27 protein-coding genes are annotated in these 24,789 nt (G+C 68.0%); 19 read left to right on the forward strand and 8 right to left on the reverse strand.

The annotated features are described in order from the left end of the window. Positions 1-23 precede the first annotated feature (23 nt). The 3 genes from pobA to BLW27_RS00845 form a co-directional block, all read right to left on the reverse strand. Positions 24-1,208, reverse strand: a complete 1,185-nt coding sequence (pobA, locus tag BLW27_RS00835; RefSeq protein WP_089877785.1) for a 4-hydroxybenzoate 3-monooxygenase — start codon at positions 1,206-1,208, stop codon at positions 24-26. An 86-nt stretch (positions 1,209-1,294) separates the two neighbouring features. Next, the gene (locus BLW27_RS00840) at positions 1,295-2,311 is read right to left on the reverse strand and encodes a histidine kinase dimerization/phosphoacceptor domain -containing protein (protein WP_177177788.1); all 1,017 of its coding nucleotides are present in this window, start codon (positions 2,309-2,311) and stop codon (positions 1,295-1,297) included. Continuing rightward, the gene (locus BLW27_RS00845) at positions 2,311-2,859 is read right to left on the reverse strand and encodes a methanogen output domain 1-containing protein (protein ID WP_089877791.1); all 549 of its coding nucleotides are present in this window, start codon (positions 2,857-2,859) and stop codon (positions 2,311-2,313) included. Before BLW27_RS00845 ends, BLW27_RS00840 begins: the two co-directional genes overlap by 1 nt. Before the next feature lie 287 nt (positions 2,860-3,146). Between BLW27_RS00845 and BLW27_RS20570 the strand changes: the two genes are divergently transcribed. Further along, positions 3,147-3,542, forward strand: a complete 396-nt coding sequence (locus BLW27_RS20570; RefSeq protein WP_143042189.1) for a hypothetical protein — start codon at positions 3,147-3,149, stop codon at positions 3,540-3,542. Between the two features lie 72 nt (positions 3,543-3,614). Here the strand turns inward: BLW27_RS20570 and BLW27_RS00850 are convergent, their stop codons facing one another. Together BLW27_RS00850 and mscL are read right to left on the reverse strand one after the other, a co-directional pair. Continuing rightward, on the reverse strand, positions 3,615-4,313 hold the full coding sequence (locus tag BLW27_RS00850) for a polyamine aminopropyltransferase (RefSeq protein ID WP_089877794.1): 699 nt from the start codon (positions 4,311-4,313) through the stop codon (positions 3,615-3,617). A gap of 66 nt (positions 4,314-4,379) precedes the next feature. Continuing rightward, a complete protein-coding gene (gene mscL / locus BLW27_RS00855) occupies positions 4,380-4,829 on the reverse strand; it encodes a large conductance mechanosensitive channel protein MscL (RefSeq protein ID WP_089877796.1) in 450 nt (149 codons plus the stop codon). Positions 4,830-5,220: 391 nt separating this feature from the next. Between mscL and BLW27_RS00860 the strand changes: the two genes are divergently transcribed. The 6 genes from BLW27_RS00860 to BLW27_RS00885 all read left to right on the forward strand — a co-directional run bounded on the left by BLW27_RS00860 (position 5,221) and on the right by BLW27_RS00885 (position 11,753). After that, positions 5,221-6,639, forward strand: a complete 1,419-nt coding sequence (locus BLW27_RS00860) for a TrkH family potassium uptake protein (RefSeq protein WP_089877799.1) — start codon at positions 5,221-5,223, stop codon at positions 6,637-6,639. A 315-nt stretch (positions 6,640-6,954) separates the two neighbouring features. Next, a complete protein-coding gene (locus tag BLW27_RS00865) occupies positions 6,955-8,133 on the forward strand; it encodes a substrate-binding domain-containing protein (RefSeq protein WP_089877802.1) in 1,179 nt (392 codons plus the stop codon). Between the two features lie 55 nt (positions 8,134-8,188). Further along, entirely contained in the window at positions 8,189-8,953 is a 765-nt protein-coding gene (locus tag BLW27_RS00870) for an ABC transporter ATP-binding protein (RefSeq protein WP_089877804.1), read from the forward strand. After that, the gene (locus BLW27_RS00875; RefSeq protein ID WP_089877807.1) at positions 8,946-9,668 is read left to right on the forward strand and encodes an ABC transporter ATP-binding protein; all 723 of its coding nucleotides are present in this window, start codon (positions 8,946-8,948) and stop codon (positions 9,666-9,668) included. The genes BLW27_RS00870 and BLW27_RS00875 overlap by 8 nt, the downstream gene beginning before the upstream one ends. Further along, the gene (locus BLW27_RS00880; RefSeq protein WP_089877810.1) at positions 9,668-10,699 is read left to right on the forward strand and encodes a branched-chain amino acid ABC transporter permease; all 1,032 of its coding nucleotides are present in this window, start codon (positions 9,668-9,670) and stop codon (positions 10,697-10,699) included. The genes BLW27_RS00875 and BLW27_RS00880 overlap by 1 nt, the downstream gene beginning before the upstream one ends. Before the next feature lies 1 nt (position 10,700). Next, entirely contained in the window at positions 10,701-11,753 is a 1,053-nt protein-coding gene (locus BLW27_RS00885) for a branched-chain amino acid ABC transporter permease (protein WP_089877813.1), read from the forward strand. Positions 11,754-11,981: 228 nt separating this feature from the next. On the opposite strand, the gene BLW27_RS00890 is transcribed toward BLW27_RS00885, so the two are convergent. Next, positions 11,982-12,284 carry a DUF2218 domain-containing protein gene (locus BLW27_RS00890; RefSeq protein ID WP_089877816.1) on the reverse strand — a complete coding sequence of 101 codons (303 nt, stop codon included), beginning with the start codon at positions 12,282-12,284 and terminating at the stop codon, positions 11,982-11,984. Positions 12,285-12,374: 90 nt separating this feature from the next. On the opposite strand from BLW27_RS00890, the gene BLW27_RS00895 reads away from it, so the two are divergent. From BLW27_RS00895 to BLW27_RS00915, 5 genes are all read left to right on the forward strand, one after another. Next, positions 12,375-13,277, forward strand: a complete 903-nt coding sequence (locus tag BLW27_RS00895) for a siderophore ABC transporter substrate-binding protein (protein ID WP_089877817.1) — start codon at positions 12,375-12,377, stop codon at positions 13,275-13,277. A gap of 9 nt (positions 13,278-13,286) precedes the next feature. Next, positions 13,287-14,231 carry an ABC transporter permease gene (locus BLW27_RS00900; RefSeq protein WP_089877820.1) on the forward strand — a complete coding sequence of 315 codons (945 nt, stop codon included), beginning with the start codon at positions 13,287-13,289 and terminating at the stop codon, positions 14,229-14,231. Further along, positions 14,224-15,168 (forward strand): iron chelate uptake ABC transporter family permease subunit, encoded by a 945-nt coding sequence (locus tag BLW27_RS00905; RefSeq protein WP_089877823.1) that lies wholly within the window; start codon positions 14,224-14,226, stop codon positions 15,166-15,168. The genes BLW27_RS00900 and BLW27_RS00905 overlap by 8 nt, the downstream gene beginning before the upstream one ends. Next, entirely contained in the window at positions 15,165-15,926 is a 762-nt protein-coding gene (locus BLW27_RS00910; RefSeq protein WP_089877826.1) for an ATP-binding cassette domain-containing protein, read from the forward strand. The genes BLW27_RS00905 and BLW27_RS00910 overlap by 4 nt, the downstream gene beginning before the upstream one ends. 207 nt (positions 15,927-16,133) lie before the next feature. Beyond that, a complete protein-coding gene (locus tag BLW27_RS00915) occupies positions 16,134-18,116 on the forward strand; it encodes a TonB-dependent receptor domain-containing protein (protein WP_089877828.1) in 1,983 nt (660 codons plus the stop codon). 96 nt (positions 18,117-18,212) lie between these two features. On the opposite strand, the gene BLW27_RS00920 is transcribed toward BLW27_RS00915, so the two are convergent. Beyond that, on the reverse strand, positions 18,213-18,863 hold the full coding sequence (locus tag BLW27_RS00920; RefSeq protein WP_089877831.1) for a 5-formyltetrahydrofolate cyclo-ligase: 651 nt from the start codon (positions 18,861-18,863) through the stop codon (positions 18,213-18,215). A gap of 368 nt (positions 18,864-19,231) precedes the next feature. On the opposite strand from BLW27_RS00920, the gene BLW27_RS00925 reads away from it, so the two are divergent. From BLW27_RS00925 to BLW27_RS00945, 5 genes are read left to right on the forward strand one after another with little or no spacing between them, the layout of a single operon-like run. Further along, positions 19,232-19,825, forward strand: coding sequence for a DUF2478 domain-containing protein (locus BLW27_RS00925; protein WP_245710727.1), 594 nt, complete (start codon positions 19,232-19,234; stop codon positions 19,823-19,825). An 11-nt stretch (positions 19,826-19,836) separates the two neighbouring features. Then, positions 19,837-20,364, forward strand: coding sequence for a ubiquinone anaerobic biosynthesis accessory factor UbiT (gene ubiT / locus BLW27_RS00930; protein ID WP_245710728.1), 528 nt, complete (start codon positions 19,837-19,839; stop codon positions 20,362-20,364). Continuing rightward, positions 20,361-21,359: a ubiquinone anaerobic biosynthesis protein UbiU gene (gene ubiU, locus BLW27_RS00935; protein ID WP_089877833.1), complete on the forward strand. Its 999-nt coding sequence runs from the start codon at positions 20,361-20,363 to the stop codon at positions 21,357-21,359. Before ubiT ends, ubiU begins: the two co-directional genes overlap by 4 nt. A 5-nt stretch (positions 21,360-21,364) precedes the next feature. Further along, positions 21,365-22,276: a ubiquinone anaerobic biosynthesis protein UbiV gene (ubiV, locus tag BLW27_RS00940; RefSeq protein WP_245710729.1), complete on the forward strand. Its 912-nt coding sequence runs from the start codon at positions 21,365-21,367 to the stop codon at positions 22,274-22,276. Between the two features lie 58 nt (positions 22,277-22,334). Beyond that, positions 22,335-23,495 (forward strand): NnrS family protein, encoded by a 1,161-nt coding sequence (locus BLW27_RS00945; RefSeq protein WP_218141079.1) that lies wholly within the window; start codon positions 22,335-22,337, stop codon positions 23,493-23,495. A 66-nt stretch (positions 23,496-23,561) separates the two neighbouring features. On the opposite strand, the gene BLW27_RS00950 is transcribed toward BLW27_RS00945, so the two are convergent. After that, the gene (locus BLW27_RS00950; RefSeq protein ID WP_089877842.1) at positions 23,562-24,008 is read right to left on the reverse strand and encodes an RrF2 family transcriptional regulator; all 447 of its coding nucleotides are present in this window, start codon (positions 24,006-24,008) and stop codon (positions 23,562-23,564) included. Positions 24,009-24,087: 79 nt separating this feature from the next. On the opposite strand from BLW27_RS00950, the gene BLW27_RS00955 reads away from it, so the two are divergent. Both BLW27_RS00955 and BLW27_RS21890 read left to right on the forward strand, forming a co-directional pair. Next, positions 24,088-24,540: a group III truncated hemoglobin gene (locus tag BLW27_RS00955; protein WP_245710730.1), complete on the forward strand. Its 453-nt coding sequence runs from the start codon at positions 24,088-24,090 to the stop codon at positions 24,538-24,540. 51 nt (positions 24,541-24,591) lie between these two features. Further along, positions 24,592-24,714 carry a hypothetical protein gene (locus tag BLW27_RS21890; protein WP_281242693.1) on the forward strand — a complete coding sequence of 41 codons (123 nt, stop codon included), beginning with the start codon at positions 24,592-24,594 and terminating at the stop codon, positions 24,712-24,714. Positions 24,715-24,789 lie beyond the last annotated feature (75 nt).

Here is a 24,789-nt window from a genome sequence, read left to right on the forward strand (position 1 = left end):
GCAAAGCGCCCGACCGCCAGCCGCTATTCCAGCGGCAGTCCCACGTAATTCTCGGCAATCGAGCGGGACGCGGCCTCGGACCCTGCAAGATAGTCGAACTCGGCCCGCTGCATGCGTTTCTCGAAGGGCGAGTTCTCCGGGAACTGGTGCATCAGCGTGGACAGCTGCCACGAGAACCGCTCGACCTTCCAGACGCGGCGCAGCGCGGCTTCCGAGTATGTGTCCAAGTGACTGTCGTTCCCGTCGCGGTAGTGCGCCGTCAGCGCGCGCGCCAGCAGACGCACGTCGGCCACCGCCAGGTTCAGCCCCTTGGCGCCCGCCGGCGGCACGATATGCGCCGCGTCGCCGGCCAGGAACAGCGCGCCGTGGCGCATCGGCTCGGCCACGAAGGAGCGCAGCGGCGCGATGCTCTTCTCGAAGGACGGGCCGGTCTCCAGCCGCGCCGCCGTCTCGACGCCCAACCGCACCGAAAGCTCCTCCCAGAAGCGGTCGTCGGACCAGTCCTCGACCCGGTCGGTCAGATCGCACTGCACATAGTAGCGGCTGCGCGTCTTCGACCGCATCGAGGCGAGCGCGAAGCCGCGCGCGTGGTTGGCGTAGATCAACTCGTGGCTGACGGGAGGCCGGTCTACCATGATGCCCAGCCAGCCGAACGGGTAGACGCGTTCGTAGGTGCGCAGCACCGCGTCGGGGATCGCCTTGCGCGACACGCCGTGGAAGCCGTCGCAGCCGGCGACATAGTCGCATTCCACCGTCACGTCGCGGCCCTCGTGGCGGAAGTGCACCCGCGGCGCGTCCGATGTCAGATCGTCCGGCGTCACGTTGTCGACGTTGAAGAAGAAGCGCTGGGCTTCGGCGAAGCGCCGATCGAACAGGTCCCTGGTCACCTCGGTCTGGCCGTAGACCATGACCGACTTGCCGGTCAGGGCCTTCAGGTCGATGCGGTGCCTTTCGCCGTCGAAGGCCAGGTCGAAGCCGTCATGGGGCAGTCCCTCGCGGTGCAGCCGGTCGGCGACGCCGGCGTCTTCCAGCGCCGCGACCGTGCCCCGCTCCAGCACGCCCGCGCGAATGCGCCCCTCGATATAGGCGCGGTCGCGGCGGTCCAGCACGACGGTGTCGATCCCCGCATTGGCCAGAAGCTGCGACAGCAGCAGACCGGCCGGCCCGGCACCGATGATACAGACCTGAGTTTTCACGATTTCCGTCATCTTCCGCCCCCGAAGCACGGCTGTTCAGATACAGGCTTGGCCCCCGTGCGGGAAGGGATAACCTGCGCGTCCGACCCGGCGCACACCTAGAGCGAGAAGTCGATCGTCCACTCCGTCCCCCCCTCGACGACGCAGGTGCGCTCGGCCCCGAGCTGGTCGGCCAGCGCGGTGACGATGCGCGGGCGGCGCTGTACGCCGTGCGCGTCGGGCAGCATGCCGATGCCATCGTCCGAGACCTGCAACCGGCAGCCCCCCGGGCGCCGGCGCAGCGTCACGTCGATCCGTCCCGCCGCCCGGCCCTCGAAGGCGTGCTTGATCGCGTTGGTGATCAGTTCGTTGACCAGCAGCGCGACCGGCAGCGCCTTGTTGATGTTGGCGCTGACCGGGCAGACCTGCGCCCGAAGCGTGACATGCGCCGGGCAGATCGATTCGCGGACCCGGTCCACTAACAGCGTCAGCACCGTCTTAAGGTCGATCTCGTCCGCGTGGCCCGCCTCGTCCAGAATTTCGTGCACGACCGAGATCGACATGATCCGTCCCGACGCCTCGAGCAGCGCGGCCGAGATCGCGCCGTCCTGCGCCGAGCGGGCCTCGGTCCGCAACAGGGCCGACATGATCGACAGGTTGTTCTTCACCCGGTGGACAAGCTCGCGCTTGAGGATCTCGGAAGCCTCGACCGACGCCTTCAGCTTGGCCTCGGTGCGCCGGTGCAGGGCCAGCTGCTCGTTGAGCTTGCGGATCTGCTGCGAATGCGTCCGGAAGTCCGCCGTCGCGTTGGCCGCCGCCGTCATCAGCACCGCCGGCCGGGCACCGTCGCCCGCGGGCAGCCCGCGCGCGCGCAGGTGCAGGGTGTCCTCCCCCCGCTGCAGCCGCAATGGCAGCCAGTTCGACGACGCCGCGGCCATCGCCAGCATCTCGCCCAAATCGGTGCCACGCAGCGTCGCCCACTCGTCCAGCAACGGTGGATGGCACGGGTCCAGTTCGCCAAGCCCGAGCGCCGACAGCGCGGCCTTGTTCGCATAGCGTATCTCGCCCCCGAGGCTCGTGACGAGCGTGGGCACCGGATGATCGGCGAGAGCAAGCCCCGCTACGCGATCGCTCATCATTCCCGGTCGCCACCCGCTTCCGGCGGCCGGTCGGGAAGGCGATAGTATTCGCGCGTGTCGGCGCCTTCGCGACCGGGCTCCAGCCAGACCACCACGCGGCATCCCGCGTCCCCGCGCGCGATGGTTTCCGAAAGCTCGACCCGGGCATAACCCAGATTGTCCGCCGCGATCCGTCCGAACACGTTCGATGTCATCATGCACAGCGACGGCCGCCCCTCGACCATCGCTCCGAACGGACAGCGGCTGTTGCCGAAGACGAGCTTCGTCTCGTCCGCCGAGATCAGGTGGAAATCGCCGTTGATCCGCCGCTTGAGGTCGACGCAAACCTGCGCCACCTGCTCGGCATCCAGCGCCCGTGTGCCCAGCGCCTCGCGGTAGGATCGGTCGATCCAGCGGCCCATCAGGCTGCCGACGGTGCTGACATAGCCTTCGGCGGCATCCAGACCGACCACGCCCTCGAGCGTGCCGGACAGATCGCGCAGCAAGCGCCGCATGAACTGGTCGCTGTCCAGATCCAGGTTCAGGTCTCGAAGGTCTTCCGACACGTTGGTCCCCCAGTGGCCGCCCCGCGCCGTCGCATTCGCGGACGGCCAAGTCCAGATGGCCAGTCGACTTTTTGTGGCTGCGTACAGTGTTACAGTACGATCGGCCATCGCGCGATACGATTCGCTGAGCGAACGCAGGCGGTCTTCCGCCGGCATTCAGCGAAACCGCCCGCGCCCGGCCCCGTTCTCGACCGAAAGTCGAGGGCGCATTTGCCGAAACGCTGGATGCTGGCCTGCTGCGCGCGTCCGTCGAGAAGCTGGGCCATGCCGACGACGACTGCTGGGCAATGGACAACCACGACTCTACGCGCGCGCCCACTCGCTGCGGCTGGGAGGACAACCCAGATCCCGCCGTGCTGGCGCTGGCTGCCCTCACTTGCCTGCGCGGCGCGTCCCTTCAACCTCGGCCACGACGGCCCCACGTCGATCTTGGCCACGCGGTCAGCGGTGAGGCTCTCGACGGGCACGGCTTCGGCTGCAACGCCGACGAGACAGGGTTTCACCTGCCCGCCTGGGGCGCGTGGCTCGGCCGCCCGCCCGGCGGCGCGGGCAATACCGGGGCCGGCACCGCACCCGCAGCGGAACGGGTGATCTCGCCGAAGGCCGAACCGCGCATCACGCGAAGGCAACAACGGGCGGACAGCGGGCACGGCCGAACGCGACCAGCGGCAAGACTACCGTGACGCCGGAAGAGGAAGAAGCCGAGGCCACGCCGGTCTTCGAAGGGACACCGACCCGGCGCGGAACTTCGGCGGCTACCGAACTTGCACCGCCGACCGATCGTGGGGCCTTCGGGCGGTCCAGATCGTGTGCCGGGCGCCGCGCTTGCGGCCGGCGCGCACGGCATGCGCCTCGGCGACGAACCCGGCACGCGACAGACGCTTCGTGAAACCCGCGTCTCGGTGCGCCGACCACACCGCCAGAACGCCGCCCGGCCGCAGCGCCCGGCGCGCCGCGCGCAGCCCCGCCTCGCCGTAAAGGCCGTCGTTGTCGTCGCGCGTCAGCCCGTCGGGACCGTTGTCCACGTCCAGAAGGATCGCGTCGAACCCACCCGAAGCGGCGCGGATCTCGTCGCCCACGTCGCCCTGCCGGATCTCGACGCGGCGGTCCGACAGGCAATCGCCGAACACCGGCTGCATCGGGCCCGACGCCCAGGCGATCAACTCGGGCACGATCTCGGACACGATCAGCCGCGCATCCGCCGGCGCGACCGCCTGCGCCGCCCGCAGCGTGAACCCCATGCCCAGCCCGCCGATCAGCACCACGGGCGCCGCCCGCGCGCCGGCGCGTTCCAGCGCCAGCGTCGCCAGCGCCTCCTCCGAGCCGCTCAGCCGGCTGTTCATCAACTCGTTCCCGTCGCCGAGACGGATCGAGAATTCCTCGCCCCGGCGCAGCAGCCGCAGCATGCCGCCACCTGGCGCCACGGCGGAGGCCAACTCGATCCAAGGCAGCATCAGCGTTCTCCCGTCTTCAGGCCCGCCTCGCGGGTATCCGATCGCGTCCGCCGGGTGAAGGCCCGCTCAGGGCTGGGTCGGCCCGCCCGGCCCGCCGCGCTGGAGGGCGTCGCGGATCTCGAGCAGAACGTCCAGCTGGGACGGCCCGGTATGCACTTCGGGCGCGACGTCGTCGGGCCGGTCGGCCACCGACTTGATGCGGTTCACCGCCTTGACCAGCAGGAAGACCACGATGGCAATGATGAAGAAATTCACGCAGGCCATCAGGAAGTTGCCGATGGCGAAGACAGGAACGCCCGCCTCGGACGCCTCGGCGATCGAGGCGAACTCGCCCTCGCCCAGCACGTAGAACCAGCCCGAGAAGTCGATGCCGCCGGTGAACAGCGCTATGAACGGGTTGATCAGGTCGCCCACCAGCGAATTGACGATCGCGGTGAACGCCGCGCCGATGATGATCCCCACCGCCAGGTCCATGACGTTGCCCTTGGCGATGAAGTCCTTGAACTCGTTTATCATCTGGCCGCACCTCTCTTGCCTGCGAAACCGGGCGTCCCGCCCTGGGCGGAGACTTGACCGAGACGCGGGCCTGATCAAGCGCGCAGGACGGTTCATGGTGCAGGGGATGTTCGCCTTGAGGTCCCTCCAAGGGTCAACCGAACGGGGAACGGCGAAACCTGACCTCACCTTGACTCAACCGGAATTCGCGCTTAACTGGCCGCTCGCTTCGCTTCCGGTCCGCGTCGTGATCCAGCGGATGGCCTTCCAGACAGGCTGGGGACCCACCATTCTACGGACAGCCCGTCTCTCCGCAGCTTCTTCCGGCAGCGCCGCGCGATGTTCGGCGACGCGAAAAGGCCGTTCCGGACCTCTACTCAGCCGCGACCGTTTCCGAAAGGCCTGAACGACGATGACGTTCGTTGTCTTCACAAACGGTCTTCTGCTGGTGGGCATGGGCATCCTGATGGCGGTGAACGCACTGCTGTTCCCCATGACCCGGATGGTATTCCTCGAGGCCGCGCTGCTGACGACGACGGTCGGCGGGCTGGTCTGCATCAGCACCGCGAACCGGCTCGGCGAGATGAGCCGCCTGCACTCGTTCCTGCTGACCGGCAGCACGTGGATCACGGCCGCCATCGCCGGGGCCTTGCCCCTCTGGCTTTGGGAGATGTCGCCAGCCGACGCGTTCTTCGAGGCGATGTCGGGCATCACCACCACCGGCTCGACCGTGATGGTCGGCCTCGACGCGACCGAGCGCGGGATCCTGCTGTGGCGCGCGTTGCTTCAGTGGATCGGCGGGATCGGCTTCATCGTCGCGGGCATCGCGCTGCTGCCCATCATGCGGGTCGGCGGCATGCAGCTGTTCCGGACCGAGAGTTCGGAGAAGGGCGAAAAGCAGCTGGCCAGCGCTGCCCGCTTCGCCTCGGCGACGATCTGGATCTATCTGGTCCTAACCTTCGTCTGCATCCTGGCCTACATCGCCGGCGGCATGAACACCTTCGAGGCGATCGCCCACGCGTTCACCACCGTCGCGACCGGCGGGTATTCGACGTCGGATTCCTCGTTCGGCCTGTTCGACAGCGCCTATCTCCAGTGGATGGCGACGCTGTTCATGCTGGCGGGTGCGCTGCCCTTCGCCTGGTATATCCGCGTCCTCAACCGCGGCGCCGTGCGCAGCGAGCAGGTCCAGGCGCTGATCGTCACGCTGGCGGTGGTCATCCTGGTCATGACCGCCTGGCGCGTCATCACGGCAGGCTCGCCCGTTTTCGAGACGCTGCGCCTCGTGGCCTTCAACGTCGTCTCCGTCGTGACGACGACCGGCTACGCCACCACCGACTACACCGCCTGGGGGCCCTTCGCCGTCGCGGTCTTCGTCTGTCTGACGGCAATGGGCGGCTGCACGGGCTCCACCTCGGGGGGCGCCAAGATGATGCGGTGGATCGTGTTCATGCGCAGCGCCAGGGCCCAGATCAAGCGCATCCGCCAACCACATGGCGTTCTCCCGATCCGGTACGAGGGGCGCTCCGTCGCCCAGGACGTCATGAGCGGCGTCATAACCTTCTTCGTCTTCTATTTCGCATCGGTGGTCGTTCTGGCCATCGCGCTGAGCCTGTTCGGCCTGGACATGACCACGTCGCTGTCCGGCGCGCTGACGGCCGTGGCCAATGTCGGTCCCGGCGTCGGAGAGATCATCGGCCCGGCCGGCAGTTTCGCCTCGCTGCCCGACGGCGCGAAATGGCTGCTCTCCTTCGGCATGTACATCGGTCGGCTCGAGATGCTGACGGTCTTCGTCCTCATGGCCCCGGCATTCTGGCGCGAGGTCGCGTGACGCGCGGCCTCGGCGGACCCGACCGAGGGCCGCGTCGCGCCATCAACGGGACAAGCCGCCACGGGCAACAGCCCTGACAGGCCCATCGAGACCTGCCCGAGGATCACGCTGCCGCGCCCCGGACAACGCCTGAACGCGCCTCGCCGTGCGGATTCCTGACCAAGGTCCACCCGCACACTGCCGTAACGTCACGTCATCAGCCAGCCCGAGAGCGGGTGCGCCGCGCCGGACGCCTCTGTAAGCTTGTCCGGCGGACGCACGAGCGAGAAGATGCAATATTCCCGGTGGCGTGCGTCGGACAGGGAGGGATTACGAATGAAGACGTTGTTTGCAGCGACGCTTGCATCGGTCGTGGCGACCGGCGCGGCGCAGGCGGAGATCCGCATCGGCCATGTCTATGGCCAGACCGGACCGCTGGAGGCCTATGCCGCGCAGAGCCACACGGGCCTGATGCTCGGCCTAGAATATGCCACCGAAGGCACGATGGAGATCGACGGCGAGCCGATTACCGTCCTCGAATACGACACGCAGCTCGACCCGGCGCGGGGCCGTTCGCTGTTGGCCGAGGCCTACGGCGACGACGACGTGCAGATCGCCGTCGGGCCCGTCAGCTCGGGCGTGGCGCTGGCCATGCTGCCCGTGGCCGAGGAATACGAGCGCATCCTGATCGTCGAGCCCGCCGTGGCCGATTCGATCACCGGCGAGAACTGGAACCGCTACATCTTCCGCACCGGGCGCAACTCGTCCCAGGACGCGATCGCCAACGCGGTGGCGCTGGGCGGCGAGGGCGTGGCGGTGGCGACGCTTGCGCAGGACTACGCCTTCGGACGCGACGGCGTGGCCGCCTTCCGCGAGGCGCTGGAGGAGACCGGGGCCACCATCGCGCACGAGGAATACGTGCCGACCGAGACGACCGACTTCACCGCCGCGGCCGAGCGCATCTTCAACGCGATGGGCGACGTCGAGGCGGAGCGGAAGCTTCTGTTCATCATCTGGGCCGGCGGCGGCAACCCGATGGGCCAGATCAACGCGATGGATCCGTCGCGCTTCGACATCGAGATCGCGACCGGCGGCAACATCCTGCCCGCGCTGGTGGCCTATCGTGAACTGCCGGGGCTGGAGGGCGCGACCTATTACTATCACGAGATCCCCGACAACGCGGTGAACGACTGGCTGGTCGAGACGCACCAGGAGCGTTACGACAGCCCGCCGGACTTCTTCACCGCGGGCGGCATGGCCGCGGGCATCGCCGTGGTCGAGGCGATCCGTGCCGCGGGCGGCGCCGATGACACCGAGGCGCTGATCGAGGCGATGGAGGGCATGTCCTGGGAGACGCCGAAGGGCACGATGACCTTCCGCCCCGAAGACCACCAGGCGCTGCAGTCGATGTACCACTTCCGCACCGAGGTCCGCGAAGGCGTGGATTACGGCGTGCCGGTTCTCGTGCGCGAGCTCGGCATCGAGGACATGGACATCCCGATCCGCAACCAGTGACCGATATGCCCGGCGTCGCGCAACGCGGCGCCGGGCCTTCGCGGCGGGACAGCCCATGACACAGACACTTCTCGAAACGGTCGACCTGTCCGTCCGCTTCGGCGGGCATGTGGCGGTCGACAAGGTCAGCTGCGCCTTCCGCGCCGGCGAACTGACGGCCATCGTGGGCCCGAACGGCGCGGGCAAGACGACGTATTTCAACCTGATTTCCGGGCAGATCGCGGCGACGCAGGGCGTCGTCCGCCTCAAGGGCGAGAACGTGACGCGCCTCGGCGTGGCCGCGCGGTGCCACCGTGGCGTCGGGCGCGCCTTCCAGCTGACGAACCTGTTTCCCGCGCTGTCGGTGCTGGAGAACGTGCGCCTCGTGATGCAGGCCCGCCAGCGCCGGGGGTTCAGCCTGTTCTCGATGGCCTCGGCCCAGACCGACGTCACCTCCGCCGCCCGGGCGGTGCTGGAGCGCGTGCGCCTCGACCGTCTGCGCGACCAGCTGGTTTCCGAGCTGAGCCACGGCAACCAGCGCAAGCTGGAGGTCGCGATGCTGATCGCGCTCGACCCGCTGGTCTTCATGTTCGACGAACCCACCGCCGGGATGAGCGTCGACGAGGCGCCCGTCGTGCTCGACCTGATCGCCGAGCTCAAGCGCGAGACCGACCGGACGATCCTTCTGGTCGAGCACAAGATGGACGTGATCCGCACGCTCGCCGACCGGATCATCGTGCTGCACAACGGCGCGCTCGCCGCGGACGGGGAACCGGCCGAGGTCATCGCCTCGGACGTCGTGCAGGAGGCCTACATGGGCAAGGAGATCGAGAATGTCTGAGCCGATCCTCCAGCTCGACGGCGTGGTGACCGATATCGGGCGCTATCATATCCTCAAGGGCGTGACCCTCGATGTGCCGCGCGGACAGGTGACGATGCTCTTGGGGCGCAACGGCGTCGGCAAGACCACGACGCTGCGCACGATCATGGGCCTGTGGCGCGCCAAGGCTGGCCGCATCCTCCTGGAAGGGCAGGACATGGCGCCGGTGCCGGTGTCGAGCCGCGCGGCACTGGGCATAGGCTTCGTGCCCGAGGACATGGGCATCTTCTCGGACCTCACGGTCGAGGAGAACATGATCCTCGCCACGAGGTCCGGCCCTCTGGATCCCGCGCGCCGCGACTGGCTTTTCGCAGCCTTCCCGCCGCTGCGGACCTTCTGGCGGTCCGAGGCCGGCAACCTGTCGGGCGGGCAGAAGCAGATGCTGTCGATCGCCCGCGCCATGGCCGAGGAACGGCGGCTTTACCTGATCGACGAGCCGACCAAGGGGCTTGCCCCCGCGATCGTGTCGACCATGGTCGGCGCGCTGCGCGAGTTGAAGGCGCAGGGGGCCTCGATCCTCATGGTGGAGCAGAACCTGTCCGTCGCCCGCGCGCTCGGCGACCGGGCGGCGGTCATGGATGACGGCGCCGTCGTCTGGGCCGGCGCGATGGCCGAACTGTCGGCCGACCCTGCCCTTCAGGAACGCCTGATGGGCCTGAGCGTGGAGGCGCATTGATGTCCGCGGCACCCGACCACTCGCCCACCTTCTCGCGGCTTTCGCTGACGGACCGGCTGTCGCTGGCCGCGCCGTACCTGCTGGTTCCGGTACTGGTCGTCATCGGCTTTCTCGCCATCGGCGCACCGTCGAGCTGGTTGACGCTGACCGTCTCGGGGCTGGCCATGGGGATGATGATCTTCATCATGGCCTCGGGGCTGACGCTGGTCTTCGGGCTGATGGACGTGATCAATTTCGGCCACGGCGCGTTCATCTCGCTTGGCGCCTTCATGGGCGTGAGCGTGCTGTTCTGGCTGTCGGCCTGGACCGACGCGCCGTCGCTGGTGCTCAACGTCGCCGCGGTGCTGCTGGCGATCCTGGCGGCGATGGTCTTCACCGGGGTCATCGGCTGGGCGTTCGAGCGGGTCATCGTGCGGCCGGTCTACGGCTCGCACCTCAAGCAGATCCTGGTCACCGTCGGCGGCCTGATCGTGCTGGAACAGGCGATCCACGTGATCTGGGGCGCCGAGGAGATCTATCTCAACCGCCCCGAGGCGCTGCGCGGCTCGATCACCTTCGGCGCCTCGGCGCTGGAGCGGTACCGCATCCTCGCCGTCGTCGTGGGCCTTGCGATCTTCGTCGCGATGCGGCTGGTGCTGCGGCGCACCAAGATCGGGCTGATCGTGCGCGCCGGCGTGCAGAACGGCGAGATGGTCGAGGCGCTGGGCTACCGCCTGAAGCTTGTCTTCATCGGCGTTTTCATCGCCGGCTCGGCGCTTGCCGGGCTGGGCGGCGTGATGTGGGCGCTCTACGAGCAGGTCATCACCGCCGGCATGGGCGAGAACATGATGATCCTGATCTTCATCGTCGTCATCATCGGCGGCCTGGGCTCGATCGAAGGCGCGTTCATCGGCGCGCTGCTGGTCGGGCTGCTGCAGAACTACGTGGCCTTCCTCGAGCCGAAGGTCGCGCTCATCTCGAATATCGGGCTGATGACCGCGATCCTGCTCTGGCGGCCGCAAGGCATGATGCCCGTCGTGAAGGCGAAATGACATGCTGGTGAACCTCATATCGGGCGACAGGCCGCGTTCAACCATCCTGACGATCCTGTTGCTGGTCGTGCTGGTCTGCCTGGCCCTGGCGCCGTTCCTCTTTCCCGGCGTGCGCCCGCTCGACACGGCGGCAAGGATCTGCGTCTTCATCCTGCTCGTGGCGTCCTACGACCTGCTGCTCGGCTATACCGGGATCGTGAGCTTCGCGCATACGATGTTCTTCGGCTTCGGCGCGTACGGCGTGGCCCTGGCAAGCATCCACATGGAGCGCGGCTGGGACGCGCTTCTGGTCGGGACGCTCGCCGGGGCGCTTGCGGCGGCGGTGGTGGCCTTCGTCATCGGACTCTTCTCGCTGCGCGTCCGGGCGATCTTCTTCGCGATGATCACGCTGGCGGTCGCCTCGGCCGTGGCCGTGCTGGTCAGCCAGCTGTTCCAGCTGACCGGCGGAGAGGACGGGCTGACATACCAGATCCCCCGCGAACTGACCCCCGCCTTCCGCCTGGGCGAGGTCTTCGGGGTGAGGATCAACGGGCGCATCCTTAACTACTACCTCGTGTTCTTCACCTGCCTTGCGTTGTTCCTCGTGCTGCTGCGCATCGTGAACTCGCCCTTCGGCACCGTCCTCGAGGCGATCCGCGAGAATGATTTCCGCGCCGAAGCGATCGGCTACCGGGTCGTCGCCTACCGGACCGCGGCAAGCTGCCTGTCCGCCGCGATGGCGGCCTTCGCCGGCAGCCTCTACGCGATCTGGCTGCGCTACGTCGGCCCCGACACGACGCTTAGCTTCGAGATCATGCTCGACGTCCTGCTGATGGTCGTGATCGGCGGCATGGGCACGATGTACGGTGCGGTGCTGGGCGCCGTGATCTTCGTGCTGGCGCAGAACTACCTTCAGACGCTGATGGGTGCGGGCGCGGGTCTGACCCAAGGGCTGCCGCTGATCCCGCAGCTTCTGGACCCGAACCGGTGGCTGATGTGGCTGGGCATCCTGTTCGTGCTGAGCGTCTACTTCTTTCCCACGGGGATCGTCGGCAGGCTGCGAACGGGTAAGTGAAGCGCAGCGTTTCGGGCCGGGATCGATGGCTGCATTCGACGGCCGGGAGCGACTTGCAGGGAGGCCACCGGCAGATGTAATCAGCCGATCCCGGGCCCTGTGTTGCTCCGGTCGGTTGTCAGATCCGAGCCTGTTCCGCTGAAAGGCTCGGTTCGTCGGCCGCACAGCCGCCCGTTCGATACTCGCGGTGCGAATTCGGCCGGTCCCTCCAAGGTGCAGGGTGGGCCGTCACGCCACGGGCCGGCCCCATTCCATGGTCTTGAACTTCTCTCTGAACGCGAAGCGTTCGAGATGGCTGTCGATGACGTGGCGCGCCTGTTCCAGCGCCTCGGCGCTGTCCGCCGCCAGCGTGACGACGAGCGCGTCCTCGGTCGCCGCCATGGTCGCCACGCCTGCCCCCAGGACGACCCGCCCCGACACGGCGTCGAACTGCACCTCGGTCTTGTGCCCGAAGTGCTTGCACAGCTGTTGAAGATAGCGGCTGGCGTTCGGCGTCTCGAAGCGGCCTTCGTCCGTCAATGTTTCTGCCATTCCGATTGTCCCGACTGTTTTCATCGGGTAAACGTCTGACAAAATTTGTCGGCTATGTCGAGTCACAGGCCATCGCAGAGGGACACCACCATGAAGCTCACCGTCACCACGCTGGCGCTTGCCGCTATTCCAGCCGCCGCTTTCGCCCAAAGCGTCGAGATCGAGACCGCGGCCGGGCCCGCGACGGTGCCGGCCGCGCCTGAAACCGTCGTCGCGCTGGACCTCGCGGCGATCGACACACTGAGCGCCCTCGGCGTGACCGTCGACGGCGTCCCGGACATCGCGCCCCCGGCCTACCTGGCCGATACGCTGGCCGCCGCCGAGACAGTGGGCACGCTCTTCGAGCCTGACTTCGAGGCGCTGGCGGTCATGGCGCCCGACCTGATCGTCGCGGGAGGCCGGTCGCAGACGCAGGTCAAGCCGCTTTCGCAGGTCGCGCCGACCATCGACATGACGATCTGGGGCGATGACCTGGTCGCGCAGGGCCGGGCGCGCGTCACGGCATACGGCAAGATCTTCGACCGCGAGGAGCGGGCAGACGCCCTTCTGGCGGATCTGGACGCAGCAATGGCCGACGCGCAATCGGCTGCCGAGGGCAAGGGCGACGCGCTGATCCTGCTGACCAACGGGGGCAAGGTGTCGGCCTACGGAGACGACTCGCGGTTCGGTTGGCTGCACACCGCGCTCGGCCTGCCCGAGGCCTACCCCGATCTTTCCGCCGAAACCCACGGCGAGGCGGTGTCGTTCGAGTTCATCGCGGATGTCGACCCCGACTGGATCTTCGTCGTCGACCGGGGCGCCGCCATCGGCCAGGAGGGCGAGGCCGCGGCCGTGACGCTGGACAACCCGCTGGTCGCGGGCACCACGGCAGGCGAGACCGACCAGATCGTCTATCTCGATTCCGCGCGCCTCTACCTTGCCGGCGGCGGCATCCAGTCGATGATGGGCACCATCGAGGAAATCACATCGGCACTGGGTTCGGACGCCGAGTAGACCGGGCGCGTGAGAACCGGACTGTACGCTGCGCTGACGCTCGCCCTCCTCGTGGGGGCGAGTTGCCTTGTGGGGGTCGTCGATCTGTTCGGCGGCGATCTCGACGGGCAGATGGTGCTGGCGGTCAGCCGCCTGCCGCGCACCTTCGCGGCCCTGCTGGCGGGGGCGGGACTGGCGCTGGCGGGGGTCGTCGTTCAGATGAGCGTTCAGAACCGGCTGGTCGAGCCGGGGCTGGTAGGCACGCCGGAATCCGCGATGCTGGGTCTGCTGGCGGTGACGCTGGTGGCGCCCGGCGCGGCGCTGATGATCAAGATGTCGGTGGCGGCGGGAACAGCGCTGATCGGCACGCTGGGTTTCCTGTGGCTGGCGCGCCACGTCCCGCGGAGCGACCCGGTGCTGCTGCCGCTGGTCGGGCTGATCTATGGCGGCATCGTCGGCGCGGCGGTGCTGTGGCTCGCCTGGACCACGAACCTGGTGCAGTACATCGGCGTCTGGCAGAGCGGCGAGTTCTCGGGCGTGCTGCGCGGCCGCTACGAACTGCTCTGGCTGGTCGCCGGCATCGCAGTGCTGCTATGGCTGGTCGCCGACCGGATCACGCTGCTCGGCCTGGGCGAGGACGCGGTGCGCAGCCTTGGCCTGAACTACCGCCAGACGCTGCTGACGGGGCTGGTGCTGGTGGCGGTGATCGTGTCGGTCGTGGTGGTCAGCGTCGGCTCGATCCCGTTCGTGGGCCTGGTGGTGCCGAACGTGGTCTCGCGCTGGCGCGGCGACAACCTGCGTCGCAACCTTCCGCTGGTGGCGTGGCTGGGCGGGTCCCTCGTGCTTGGCTGCGACATCATCGGCCGGCTGATCCGCTACCCCTACGAGATCCCCGCGGGCACGGTGTTCGCCGTCCTCGGCGCCGCGCTGTTCCTGTGGCTGCTTCATGCGACCCCGAGGCGCGCGCATGGCTGAGCGTAGGCTGATCCTGCTGGCGCTGGCTCTGGCGGGCGTATCCGCGCTGTTCATCCTGTGGAACCTGCGCGCGCCGATGGGATTCATCCTGTCCCTGCGGCTGGTGAAGCTTGCGTCGCTGTGCATCGTCGGGGCGGCCATCGGCACCGCGACGGTGCTGTTCCAGACGGTGGCCGCGAACCGGCTGCTCACGCCGGGGATTGTCGGTTTTGACGCGCTGTTCGTGTTCATCCAGACCATGCTGGTCCTGACCCTGGGGGCTGCCGGCTTCGCGACGCTGCCGGTGCTGGCACAGTTCGGGCTGGAAACGCTGGTCCTTGTCGTCGCGGCGCTGGCCCTGTTCGGCGCCTTGCTGCGCAAGGGGTCCGACGACATCCTGCGCCTCGTGCTCACCGGCGTGATCCTCGGCGTGCTGTTGCGCGGGCTGGCCGGGCTGGCGCAACGGCTGCTCGACCCGTCGGAATTCGCCATCGTCCAGCAAGCCAGTTTCGCGACCTTCGGCGCCGTCGACCGGGCGCAGCTGGCGATCGCGGCAGCCGTCCTGGCGCTGAGCGTCGTGGCGGCGCTGCGCCTTGCGCGGCTTCTGGATGTGGCGGCGCTGGGACGCGGCACGGCGCTGTCGCTGGGGCTGGACTTCGACCGCGTCATCTTTGCCGCCCTCGGGGTGGTGGCACTGTTGGTCGCGGTCTCGATGGCGCTTGTCGGGCCGATAACGTTCCTCGGGCTTCTCGCGGCCAGCCTGGCCCACGCGATCCTGCCCACCTGGCGCCACGCGCTGCTGCTGCCCGGCGCGGCGCTGATCGGGGCGATCATCCTCGTCTCGGGGCAGTTCGTGTTCGAGCGTCTGCTGGGCCTGCAATCCACGCTGACGGTGATCGTCGAGTTCCTCGGCGGCCTGCTGTTCCTCTTCCTCGTGCTTCGGAGGTCCCGCTCATGATCCGACTGGACGACGTATCGGTCGAGAAATCCGGCAGCCGAATCCTGTCTGACGTGTCGCTTGCCTTCGGCCAGGGCGGCATCACCGCGCTGATCGGGCCGAACGGTGCGGGCAAGTCCACGCTGCTGCACACCATAGCGGGGCTGATCGCCCCGGCACGGGGAAGGGTCGAGGTCGAGGGCGTCGACATCACCCGCGCGCGGCCGCCGGAACGCGCCCACCGCCTTGCGCTGCTGGCGCAGAACGAGCGGGTGACCGCGCGCCTGACGGTGCGCGAACTGGTGGGCTTCGGCCGCTGGCCGCATCACAGGGGTCGCCCACGCGAGGTCGACCGCCGGATGATCGCCGAGGCACTCGACACCTTCGACCTGACCACTCTGGCGGAAAGGCAGCTCGACGCGCTGTCGGGCGGGCAGCGGCAACGCGCCTTCGTGGCGATGGCCTGGGCGCAGGAGACGCCGTGGCTGCTGCTGGACGAGCCGCTTTCCGCGCTCGATCCGCGCCACGCCCGCGACATCATGGACCGTCTCCACGCCCTCACGCGGCCCGGTGCGGCGCGGCGCAGCGTGGTGATCGTCCTGCACGACCTTGGGGTTGCGGCGCGCTATGCCGACCGGATCGTCGCGCTGAAGGACGGGCGGCTGGTGGTCTCGGGACCGCGCGTCCTGACCATGACCGGCGCGATGCTGAGCGACCTGTTCGAGACCGGCCTGACGATCGAGCGGGTGGCCGGGCGTGACGTCGTGGTTCCGGCATGATCGCGGCCGGATGGTCATTCACTTGCGTTGAAGCTGCCTCATTCAAATCCGGCCTGCGTCATCCGCTTCATCGGTGCCGCGCGTACGATCCACGTGACTCATCGGCCACTTGTGCCGCCTGAGTGTTTCTGTCAGGTAGCGGCTCGAGGCAGCGACGAACCCTTCCCAGCCACCCGAAACCGGAACAACGACCTCGGGGGACGTGGGATGAAAGCATACGGAATTTTCGCGGCTATGACGGCTGGGCTGTTGCCCGTCGCGGCCTTGGCACAAGATCAGGACGACGAAGTATTCCTCGGCACGATCGTCCTGGAGTATCCGACCGTGCCGGGCCTTGGCGAAGAGACGATCTCGGTAACCAGCGACGGGATCGCGCTCAGCAACCCGGCCGACCTGTCCGAACTCTTCGTTGCCGAGCCGACGATCGCGGTCGGCAGCTCGATCCCGATGTCGCAGAAGGTCTATGTGAACGGCATTGAGGAGAACAACCTCGCCATTTCCATCGACGGCGCGCGGCAGAACAACAAGATCTTCCACCACAACACCACGACGCTGATCGACCCCGCCCTGCTCAAGGCGGTCCGGATCGATCCCGGCGTGGCACCGGCGGATGCCGGCCCCGGCGCGCTTGGCGGTGCGCTGGCCTACGAGACGAAGGATGCGGCGGACCTGCTGGCGCCGGGCGACACGTTCGGCGGACGCTACAAGTTCGAATACGACTCCAACGGCGACGTCCGGTCGAACAGCGTCTCGCTTTACGGAACCGGGGGCCGGGTCGAGTATCTCGGATTCCTGAAATACGCCACCGGCGACCTGCGCGAGGACGGCGACGGCGAGACCATCGTCGGATCGGGAACCGACGTCTTGAGCGGGTTGGGCAAGATGGCCTACCAGACGGCAACCGGCAGCCGGTTCGAACTCTCCTACGAGCGCGTCACTGACGACGAGGCACGGCCCTACAGGGCAAACATCGGAACGATCATCGGCGGCCGGCCCGTTCCGGCAACGCGTCCCTACGAGCTCGAGCGCACCAACGTCGTCTTCAGCTACACCAAGACGGCGCCCACCGCGACCTGGGACCCGACGATCCGGCTGGCCTATAGCGGGACCGAGTTGTTCAACGACGAAAGCGCCCTCAGCACGATGCAGACGATCCGCGGCGAGACGACGAGCTTCAGCGGAGAAGCCTCGAACCGGTTCGTCCTGGGGTGGGGCACGCTCAACGCGGGCGTCGACTTCTATTCCGACCGCGCCTCGATCGACTACACCTATCTTCCGAACGCGGCCTTCGACGAGGAGGCCCGGGAGAAACTGAAGAACCTCGGCGTCTTCGCGCAGATGCGCACGAACCCGACGGAGATGTCGAAGCTGTCCTTCGGTTTGCGCGCGGACTTTCAGGAATTCACGGGGGTCGACGGCTCGAAGCAGTCCGAAGCCGGTCTTTCAGCCAATATATCCGGCGAAGTCTCGATCACCGACCGATTTTCGCTCAGCGGCGGCTACAGCCACATCTGGGGCGGTCTCGAACTGGCCGAGAACTACATCATGAACCCGGCCTGGACCTATCCGGAAGACGGGCTGGAAGAGACCACGGCGGACAACATCTACGTCGCGGCGAGCTACGATGTCGGGAACTGGGCGGTCGACGGCAAGGTCTTCGCGACCCAAATCGACAACGCGCGCGCGGCAGGCTACGGCGGCGGACCGGGCCTGACCACCGACGTCGAGACGCGCGGGTTCGAACTCGGTCTCGGGACGGGCTGGGACGGCGGCTTCTTCCGCGCCGGCTTTGCCCGCGTCGACACAGAGGTCGACGGCCGCAACGCGGATTCCTACACCGGCAACTACCTGACGATGCCGATGGGGGATTTCCTGACATTCCAGACCGCGCACCGCCTCGGCAACGGCATTCTTGTCGGTGGCGATGCTCAGGTGGCCTTCGATTACGATGACACCTACGACCCGGCAACCGGGGGCCAAGGACCCGAACTGCCCGGCTACACCGTCGTCAATGCGTTCGCGGAATACTCTCCTGGAAAGATCGGCGACCTGACCCTGCGGGCGGAAATCAACAACCTTTTCGATGAATCCTATGCCAGTCGCGCGACGTACGGGCAGGAATTCGACACGGTCGTGCCCCTCAGGGAACCGGGCCGTTCCGTCCGCCTGAGCGCAGAAATCGTTTTCTGAAAGCGCCGTCGTGGCAATACGAACCCGCCTCGAAAGCGAACGCGGGGTGGATGCATCCGACTGCTCACAGCACCTGACGGGCGCAGTGCATCCACCTTATCGTTTCAGATGCGTCCCGTCCGACAGAAGCACCTCATCCATCGGCACGTCCCAGGGCATCGGGAAGATGGTCGGAAGCGAACACCCCGCGAACCCGACGCCGACGATCCGCACGCGCGGCTTCATCCGCACCAGCGTCCTGTCGTAATAGCCGCCTCCGTTCCCGAGGCGGTAGAGCGCCTCGTCCACCCCCACGAGGGGCGCGATGACGATTTCGGGCACGCCGGCCTCTCCATCTTCCGGCACGGGAATGTTCCAGAAGCCGCGGGACATCCGGCAGTCCGGCGACCACGTGTGAAAGGCCAGAGGCGCCCGTTCCTCGACCATGACCGGAAGCAGCACCCGCGACCCGGCATCATGGGCCGCTGACATCCAGGCGCGCAGATCCGGCTCGCCCCGGATAGGCCAGTAGACCGCTATGGCCAGCCCGGGCGCTGGGGTGATGATCCTGTCGAGACCATCGATGAGGGCGGCCGTTTCCTTTTTCCGGCGCTCTGAAGGAAGGGTGCGCGCCGCCAGCAGCCGCGCCCGCTCGGCCCGCCGGAACCGCGCCACGTCCCGTGCCGCCTCGGGGTCGACCGGATGCCCGTCCACAAGGAGATGGGCAAAGCAGGGTGTCGTGCCGCCGTCGCTCTCGTCGTCCGTCATCGGGATGTGTCCGTCGGTTCTTCGTGCCCGAGGCAGGGTACCGAAGCCCCCCGTGAAGACAATGGCATAGCCTGCGCAAGAGGCCGCGGGCCGTCGATCGGTGAAGGACCTGAGGCGCAACGTCGCGGTCCCGACTTGGCTGTTGAAGTCCCTTCGGCGGGTGATATGCGTATTTGAAATACCAATTGACGCGGCGCGCGCGGAACCGGGCGAAAGCCTTGGAAGGGACACGAGATGAAGGATGCTCTCGAACCAGCCGGGGATGCCGATGCGTCGTCGAGGACCGCCGCCCTCACCGGACTATCCGGCCGCGCAGGTCATACCGGAGACCGAGACGCGGTTTTCCCGGTTCGGATCGAGGTGAGACCATGATGCGGCTTGCGAGCGTGACAGGGCAGGAACGCGGCGCGACGGACAAGCTTTTGGCCGCCGTTGCCGACCGGCTGGCGCAAGACGGGGTCCGGCTGGCGGGCGCGCTGCGCCCGAGCCGGAACGAAGCGGCGGTCGGGCACTGCGACAGCGACCTGTGGCTTCTGCCGGAAGGACCGCTGGTGCGGATCACGCAAGATCTCGGCACCTGCTCCGGCGCCTGCCGGATGGATGCGGGCGCTCTGGAAGTGGCGGTCGGGATGGTCACATCGCGCGTACAGGCGGGCGAAGCGGACCTCGTGCTGCTCAACAAGTTCGGCCTGAGCGAAGCCGAGGGGCGCGGCTTCCGCGCCTTGATCGCCGAGGCGCTCGATCGCGGCGTGCCGGTCCTGATCGGCGTCTCCGACACCCATCGTACGGCCTTCGAGCGCTTTGCCGGGGACATGGCCGCCCACCTGCCGCCGGACGAGGACGCGCTTTTAGCCTGGTGCCGGTCGGCTGTCGCACCCGACGCGACCCCGACAGGGGCGCGCATGCGCGACCCTGATGGCATCCCGACCGGCATGCGCGCGACCAGGGCGGAGACGACGTGAAGGAACCGGACATGAGCATCACCACCACCCCCTCGGCGCCAATACGGCCGGGCGAGCGGCCGATGGCCCGGCTGGCCTGCCTTGCCGTCCAGCCGATCCTGTCCCGCGTGGTCCGCCGGATCGCCGATCGCCATCCATCGCTTTTTGCGCGGCTGGGGCCGCACCGAGAAACCGACTTCCTGATCGACCCCTTGGAACTGCCGTTCGCCCTGCACCTGCGCCCAGACCCTCAGGCGCTGGTCTTCCGCGCCGTGCCGCGCGAAGCCGCGCCCAGGGCGGGCGCCACGATCCGCGGCAGGTTCCTGCTGCTGCTGGAGCTGATCGACGCCGAAGAGGACGGCGACGCGGCCTTCTTCTCGCGCGATCTGGAGGTGTCCGGCGACACCGAGGCAGTCGTTCGGCTGCGCAACGCGCTCGACGACATGGACGGCTCGCTGGCCGAGGAAACAGCCGCCATGCTCGGCCCGCCCGGCCGGGCGATCCTGGCGCGTCTGCGGCGGGCCTATCTCACCGATGCGAAAGGACACGAAAGCGCATGAGCCTTGCCGAACTGATCTGTCCGGCGGGTACGCCGGCCGCGCTGCGCACCGCCGTGGATGCGGGCGCCGACGCCGTCTATTGCGGGTTCCAGGACGCGACCAACGCGCGGAATTTTCCAGGACTGAACTTCACCCCCGAGGAGCTGGCCGAGGCGGTGGGCTACGCCCATGCGAATGGCACGAAGGTGCTGCTCGCGCTGAACACCTATCCGCCGGCGGGCAAGGTCGATCTCTGGCGGCAGGCGGCCGACGCCGGTGCGCGCATGGGCGTCGACGCCTTCATCGTCGCCGACATGGGCGTGGCCGACTACATCGCGCGCACCCATCCGGACGTCCGCCTGCATCTTTCGGTGCAGGCCGCGGCCTCGAGCCCCGAGGCGATCCGCTACTACTGCGAGAATTTCGGCGTCAGGCGCGTGGTCCTGCCCCGCATCCTGACCATTCCCGAAATCCGTCAGCTACGCACCGAGATCCCCTGCGAGATCGAGACCTTCATCTTTGGCAACCACGGCCTCATGGTCGAGGGGCGCTGCAGCCTCACAAATTACCTGACGGGCCAGTCGACCAACATGGACGGCGTGTGCTCGCCCGCCTCGGACGTGGATTACACCCGCCACGGGGACGGGTCGATGTCCTCGCAGCTCGCCGGCTTCACCATCGACCGCTTCGCGCCCGACGAGAAGGCCGGCTACCCCACGATCTGCAAGGGGCGCTACACCGCGCCGCATCGCTCCGAGGGCTACTACGCCTTCGAGGAGCCGGTGAGTCTGAACCTGTCGCGGCTGCTGCCCGAACTGATCGAGGCGGGCGTGCACGCCTTCAAGATCGAGGGGCGGCAGCGGTCGAAAAGCTACGTGCGCAACGTCGTCTCGGCCTTCCGGACCGCCGTGGACGACATACGGGCTGGCCGCCAGCCCGACATGGCCGACCTCGTCGCGCTGACCGAGGGGCAGAAGCAGACGCAGGGTGCCTTCGAGACGAAGAAATGGCGGTGATCCCCATGACGAAACTGACGCTCGGCCCCATCGCCTATCACTGGTCCGCCGAGACCCGGCGAGACTTCTACGCCTGCGTCGCCGACGAGGCTCCGGTCGACGAGGTCTATCTCGGCGAGGTGATCTGCTCGAAACGCGCGCCCTTCCACGAGGCCGATCTGCCCGCCACCATCGAGCGGCTCGAGCGCGCGGGCAAGACTGTGATCCTGTCGACGCTCGCCGAGGTGATGCTGAAGCGAGAGCGCAAGGCGACGGCCGACCTCGCCGCGATGGATGCCGCCGAGATCGAGATCAACAACGCGGCAGGCCTGTTTGCGCGCGGCAAGCGCCCGCACCGGATCGGCCCGTTCATGAACGCCTACAACGAGGCGACGATCGCGTGGATGGCCGGACAGGGCGCGACGCATGTCTGCCTGCCATCCGAGATGCCTGCCCCGGCCATCGCCGCCGCCGCGCGGGCGGCACGCGACCTGGGACTGGGCGTCGAGGTGCAGGTCTTCGGCCGCGCCTCGCTTGCCGTGTCGGCGCGGTGTTACCACGCTCGCGCCCACGGCCGGACCAAGGACAACTGCCAGTTCGTTTGCGAGGACGACCCCGACGGCATGCCGCTTCGGACCCGCGACGATCGGCCGATCCTGCGGGTGAACGGCATCCAGACCCAGTCCGAAAGCTACGTCGACCTGCTGCCCGAGACCGGGCGGCTGATGGCGGACGGGGTGACCCACCTGCGCCTGATGCCGCAGGAGGTGGACATGGTCGCGGTGGCCACGCTCTTCCGCGAGGCGCTGGACGGGAAGCTATCGGTCCAAGAGGCCGACGCACGCCTCGCGGCGCTGAGCGGCGAAGCGGATCTCAGCAACGGGTTCTACCATGGCGCAGCCGGCTACCGCCGCATTGCCATGGCGGCGCCGACCTGAAGAACGCTCGCCGCCGATCGCCGGCGCGTCCCCGCCGCGAACCGCAGGGCGTGTGCCGGTGAAAGACGTCGGGACGACCCGGCACGCCCTCGCGGCACAGGTGACACCTCACCGGGCGATGTTCGTCCTGGCCGGAGCCTGGGCGATCGCGGCCAGCGTCGCGGTGGTCCGGCGTGGCGCCTTGCCGGCCGGGTCGCCGTTCGAAAGCGTCGCATCCTGGCACGCCCACGAGATGGTCTTCGGCTTCGGCAGCGCCGCTTTTGCCGGGTATGCGCTGACGGCAATGAAAAGCTGGTCCGCCCGCAACGGTCTGCGAACAAGGGGTGTTGCGGCCCTCGTCCTTCTGTGGATCCTATCGCGGATAGCGGCCTTCGGAGGATTGGGGGCCGGTCCGTGGCTTCTCGCGACAGCCGGTGCCGGATTCCTTGCAGCCGTGGCCGTGATCCTGCTGCGCGCGGCGTGGCTGGCCCGGCGCGGCGGTTCGCTGGCGCTGTTCGCGACGCTGTTGACCGCGTTGCAGATGGCGACCACGTGCGGCGCGTCCTGGCCCGGAAGCGGTGTCGTCGGCCTCAGCCTCCTGCTGTCGGTGGCAGGCGGCCGCATCGTGGCGGCATTCACCCTGAACGCCGTCCACCACGACGACGCGTGCAGCCGCCGGTTCAGGCTGGCTCACCTGCTGGGCGTGCCCGCGGCCGCGGCGATCGGCCTGTCGCTCATGCTCGATCTTGTCGATCCCGGGCGGATCTGGCCGACGCCGGGTCTGTTGCTTGTCGCTGCCGCCGCCGAGGCGGCGCGGCTGCTCCTTTGGCAGGCGCGACGGGTCTGGCGCAACAGCCTGCTGCTGATGCTGCACCTGGCCTATCTGTGGCTGCCGGTCGGGCTGGCGCTCGTCGCCCTGTCCCGCTCGGGGCTCGTATCGATCTCCCGCGGCGATGCGCTGCACGCCCTCGCGGTCGGGGCCGTGTCCTGTTCGATTTACGCCGTCACCGCGCGCGCGGTCGCACGTCGACGGCGCCGCCTGCACGCCGCGCCCCTCGATGTCGCCGGCTTCGTACTGCTCTGGACTGCCGCTGCCACAAGGGTCTTCGCTTCGCCCGACATGATGCAGACGGCACTGTTCCTCTGGTGCGCGGGCTGGATCATCTTTCTGTCGCGGCACGGAGCGGCCTTGCTCTCCCCCTCGCCGCGCCCGGTCTTCAGCGGCCCGAAGAAGGAATAGGGTCGCGCGCCGGGTTTCCACACCTGCCACCGCTTGGGCCCGGCTCGACCGGCACCGCTGCAGCCGCTATTGCACGGCAGCCGGTCCTTCGGACCGATGAGGGACGCCGGCGGCAGCCGGCAGGGCGATATCGGCCAAGGTGGAGCGGTCGAGTTCCGCCATGAAGGCGGTCTCGGCCGCATGAAGCCGCCCCTTCAGGCGGCAGGTCGGCATCACGCAGCATGTGCCGTTGGGCCCGAAACAGTCGACCAGCGCCTGATCCTGCTCGAGAAGCCGCACGATCTCGCCAAGGCCGATCTCGGCCGCGGGGCGCGCCAGCATCGCGCCGCCGCCCGCACCGCGACGCGTCGTCACGATTCCATGCCGCGCCAGCCTCTGGATGATCTTGTTGAGATGATGCCGCGAGAGATCGAATTCCTCGGCGATCTCGGTGGTCGTGAAGGCCCGGTCGGGCGCGCTGGCCATGCGCATCAGCGCGCGCAATCCGTAATCGGTGAAACTGGTCAGACGCATGGCGGCCCCGCCTTGAATTGGCATTTACAATGCCTGTTATAGGCCCTACCTCGGGAATGCAACGATCCGAGGCCGCTTCATGCCGCAGACGCAACCCCTGCCGCCGATCCGCTCGGCACGCCCCGCGATGACCGCCGAGGTCATGGCGCGCACCGGTCTGGACGAGGCGGTGCTGGCCCGGCTGGTGCATGCCTTCTACGCCAAGGTCCGCGGCGACGCCATGCTGGGTCCGATCTTCGCCGACCGGATCACCGACTGGGAGCCGCATCTCGAGAGGATGGTGGCGTTCTGGTCCTCGGTCGCGCTGATGACCGGGCGCTACCACGGCGCGCCGGTGCCGAAACACGCGGGCCTGCCGGTGACATGGGACCATTTCGAGCGCTGGCTGGCGCTGTTCCGCGCAACCGCGGACGAGGTCTGCACGCCCGAGGGCGCGGCGCACGTGGTCGAGCGGGCCGAACGGATCGCGCGGTCCCTGCACATGGCGGCGGTGGACACGCAACGCTCGGGCAGCGTGCCGTCGCTCGGGTAGACCGCGGCGCACCCGCAGGCGACGCCAAGCCATTCATGAAGGGAGACGGGCATGAAAAAGATCGACGTGGAGAACGACACCAGGCGTTCGAAATTCCTGATCGTGGCGATGATCGCGCAAGTCGTGGTGGTTCTTGTCATCCTGTTCATCTACCTGGCCTGGCTGAGGGCCTAGGCGGAACGACGCGACCCCCTGCGCCGTCGGACACGTGGAAGTCCTCGGTTGTTTCCCGGAGCCGCCCGCAATCGT

Origin of the sequence: Citreimonas salinaria, assembly GCF_900107235.1 — a bacterium.
GTDB classification, from domain to species: domain Bacteria; phylum Pseudomonadota; class Alphaproteobacteria; order Rhodobacterales; family Rhodobacteraceae; genus Citreimonas; species Citreimonas salinaria.

Coding starts and splice junctions, on each gene's coding strand:
- ubiV (WP_245710729.1), top strand. CDS start 21,365: ATGACGAAACTGACGCTCGGCCCCATCGCCTATCACTGGTCCGCCGAG.
- mscL (WP_089877796.1), bottom strand. CDS start 4,829: ATGATAAACGAGTTCAAGGACTTCATCGCCAAGGGCAACGTCATGGAC.
- ubiT (WP_245710728.1), top strand. CDS start 19,837: ATGAGCATCACCACCACCCCCTCGGCGCCAATACGGCCGGGCGAGCGG.
- BLW27_RS00955 (WP_245710730.1), top strand. CDS start 24,088: ATGCCGCAGACGCAACCCCTGCCGCCGATCCGCTCGGCACGCCCCGCG.
- BLW27_RS00950 (WP_089877842.1), bottom strand. CDS start 24,008: ATGCGTCTGACCAGTTTCACCGATTACGGATTGCGCGCGCTGATGCGC.
- BLW27_RS00875 (WP_089877807.1), top strand. CDS start 8,946: ATGTCTGAGCCGATCCTCCAGCTCGACGGCGTGGTGACCGATATCGGG.
- BLW27_RS00890 (WP_089877816.1), bottom strand. CDS start 12,284: ATGGCAGAAACATTGACGGACGAAGGCCGCTTCGAGACGCCGAACGCC.
- BLW27_RS00880 (WP_089877810.1), top strand. CDS start 9,668: ATGTCCGCGGCACCCGACCACTCGCCCACCTTCTCGCGGCTTTCGCTG.
- BLW27_RS00865 (WP_089877802.1), top strand. CDS start 6,955: ATGAAGACGTTGTTTGCAGCGACGCTTGCATCGGTCGTGGCGACCGGC.
- BLW27_RS20570 (WP_143042189.1), top strand. CDS start 3,147: ATGGACAACCACGACTCTACGCGCGCGCCCACTCGCTGCGGCTGGGAG.
- BLW27_RS21890 (WP_281242693.1), top strand. CDS start 24,592: ATGAAAAAGATCGACGTGGAGAACGACACCAGGCGTTCGAAATTCCTG.
- BLW27_RS00850 (WP_089877794.1), bottom strand. CDS start 4,313: ATGCTGCCTTGGATCGAGTTGGCCTCCGCCGTGGCGCCAGGTGGCGGC.
- BLW27_RS00860 (WP_089877799.1), top strand. CDS start 5,221: ATGACGTTCGTTGTCTTCACAAACGGTCTTCTGCTGGTGGGCATGGGC.
- ubiU (WP_089877833.1), top strand. CDS start 20,361: ATGAGCCTTGCCGAACTGATCTGTCCGGCGGGTACGCCGGCCGCGCTG.
- BLW27_RS00925 (WP_245710727.1), top strand. CDS start 19,232: ATGATGCGGCTTGCGAGCGTGACAGGGCAGGAACGCGGCGCGACGGAC.
- BLW27_RS00840 (WP_177177788.1), bottom strand. CDS start 2,311: ATGAGCGATCGCGTAGCGGGGCTTGCTCTCGCCGATCATCCGGTGCCC.
- BLW27_RS00895 (WP_089877817.1), top strand. CDS start 12,375: ATGAAGCTCACCGTCACCACGCTGGCGCTTGCCGCTATTCCAGCCGCC.
- BLW27_RS00910 (WP_089877826.1), top strand. CDS start 15,165: ATGATCCGACTGGACGACGTATCGGTCGAGAAATCCGGCAGCCGAATC.
- BLW27_RS00905 (WP_089877823.1), top strand. CDS start 14,224: ATGGCTGAGCGTAGGCTGATCCTGCTGGCGCTGGCTCTGGCGGGCGTA.
- BLW27_RS00885 (WP_089877813.1), top strand. CDS start 10,701: ATGCTGGTGAACCTCATATCGGGCGACAGGCCGCGTTCAACCATCCTG.
- pobA (WP_089877785.1), bottom strand. CDS start 1,208: ATGACGGAAATCGTGAAAACTCAGGTCTGTATCATCGGTGCCGGGCCG.
- BLW27_RS00870 (WP_089877804.1), top strand. CDS start 8,189: ATGACACAGACACTTCTCGAAACGGTCGACCTGTCCGTCCGCTTCGGC.
- BLW27_RS00915 (WP_089877828.1), top strand. CDS start 16,134: ATGAAAGCATACGGAATTTTCGCGGCTATGACGGCTGGGCTGTTGCCC.
- BLW27_RS00920 (WP_089877831.1), bottom strand. CDS start 18,863: ATGACGGACGACGAGAGCGACGGCGGCACGACACCCTGCTTTGCCCAT.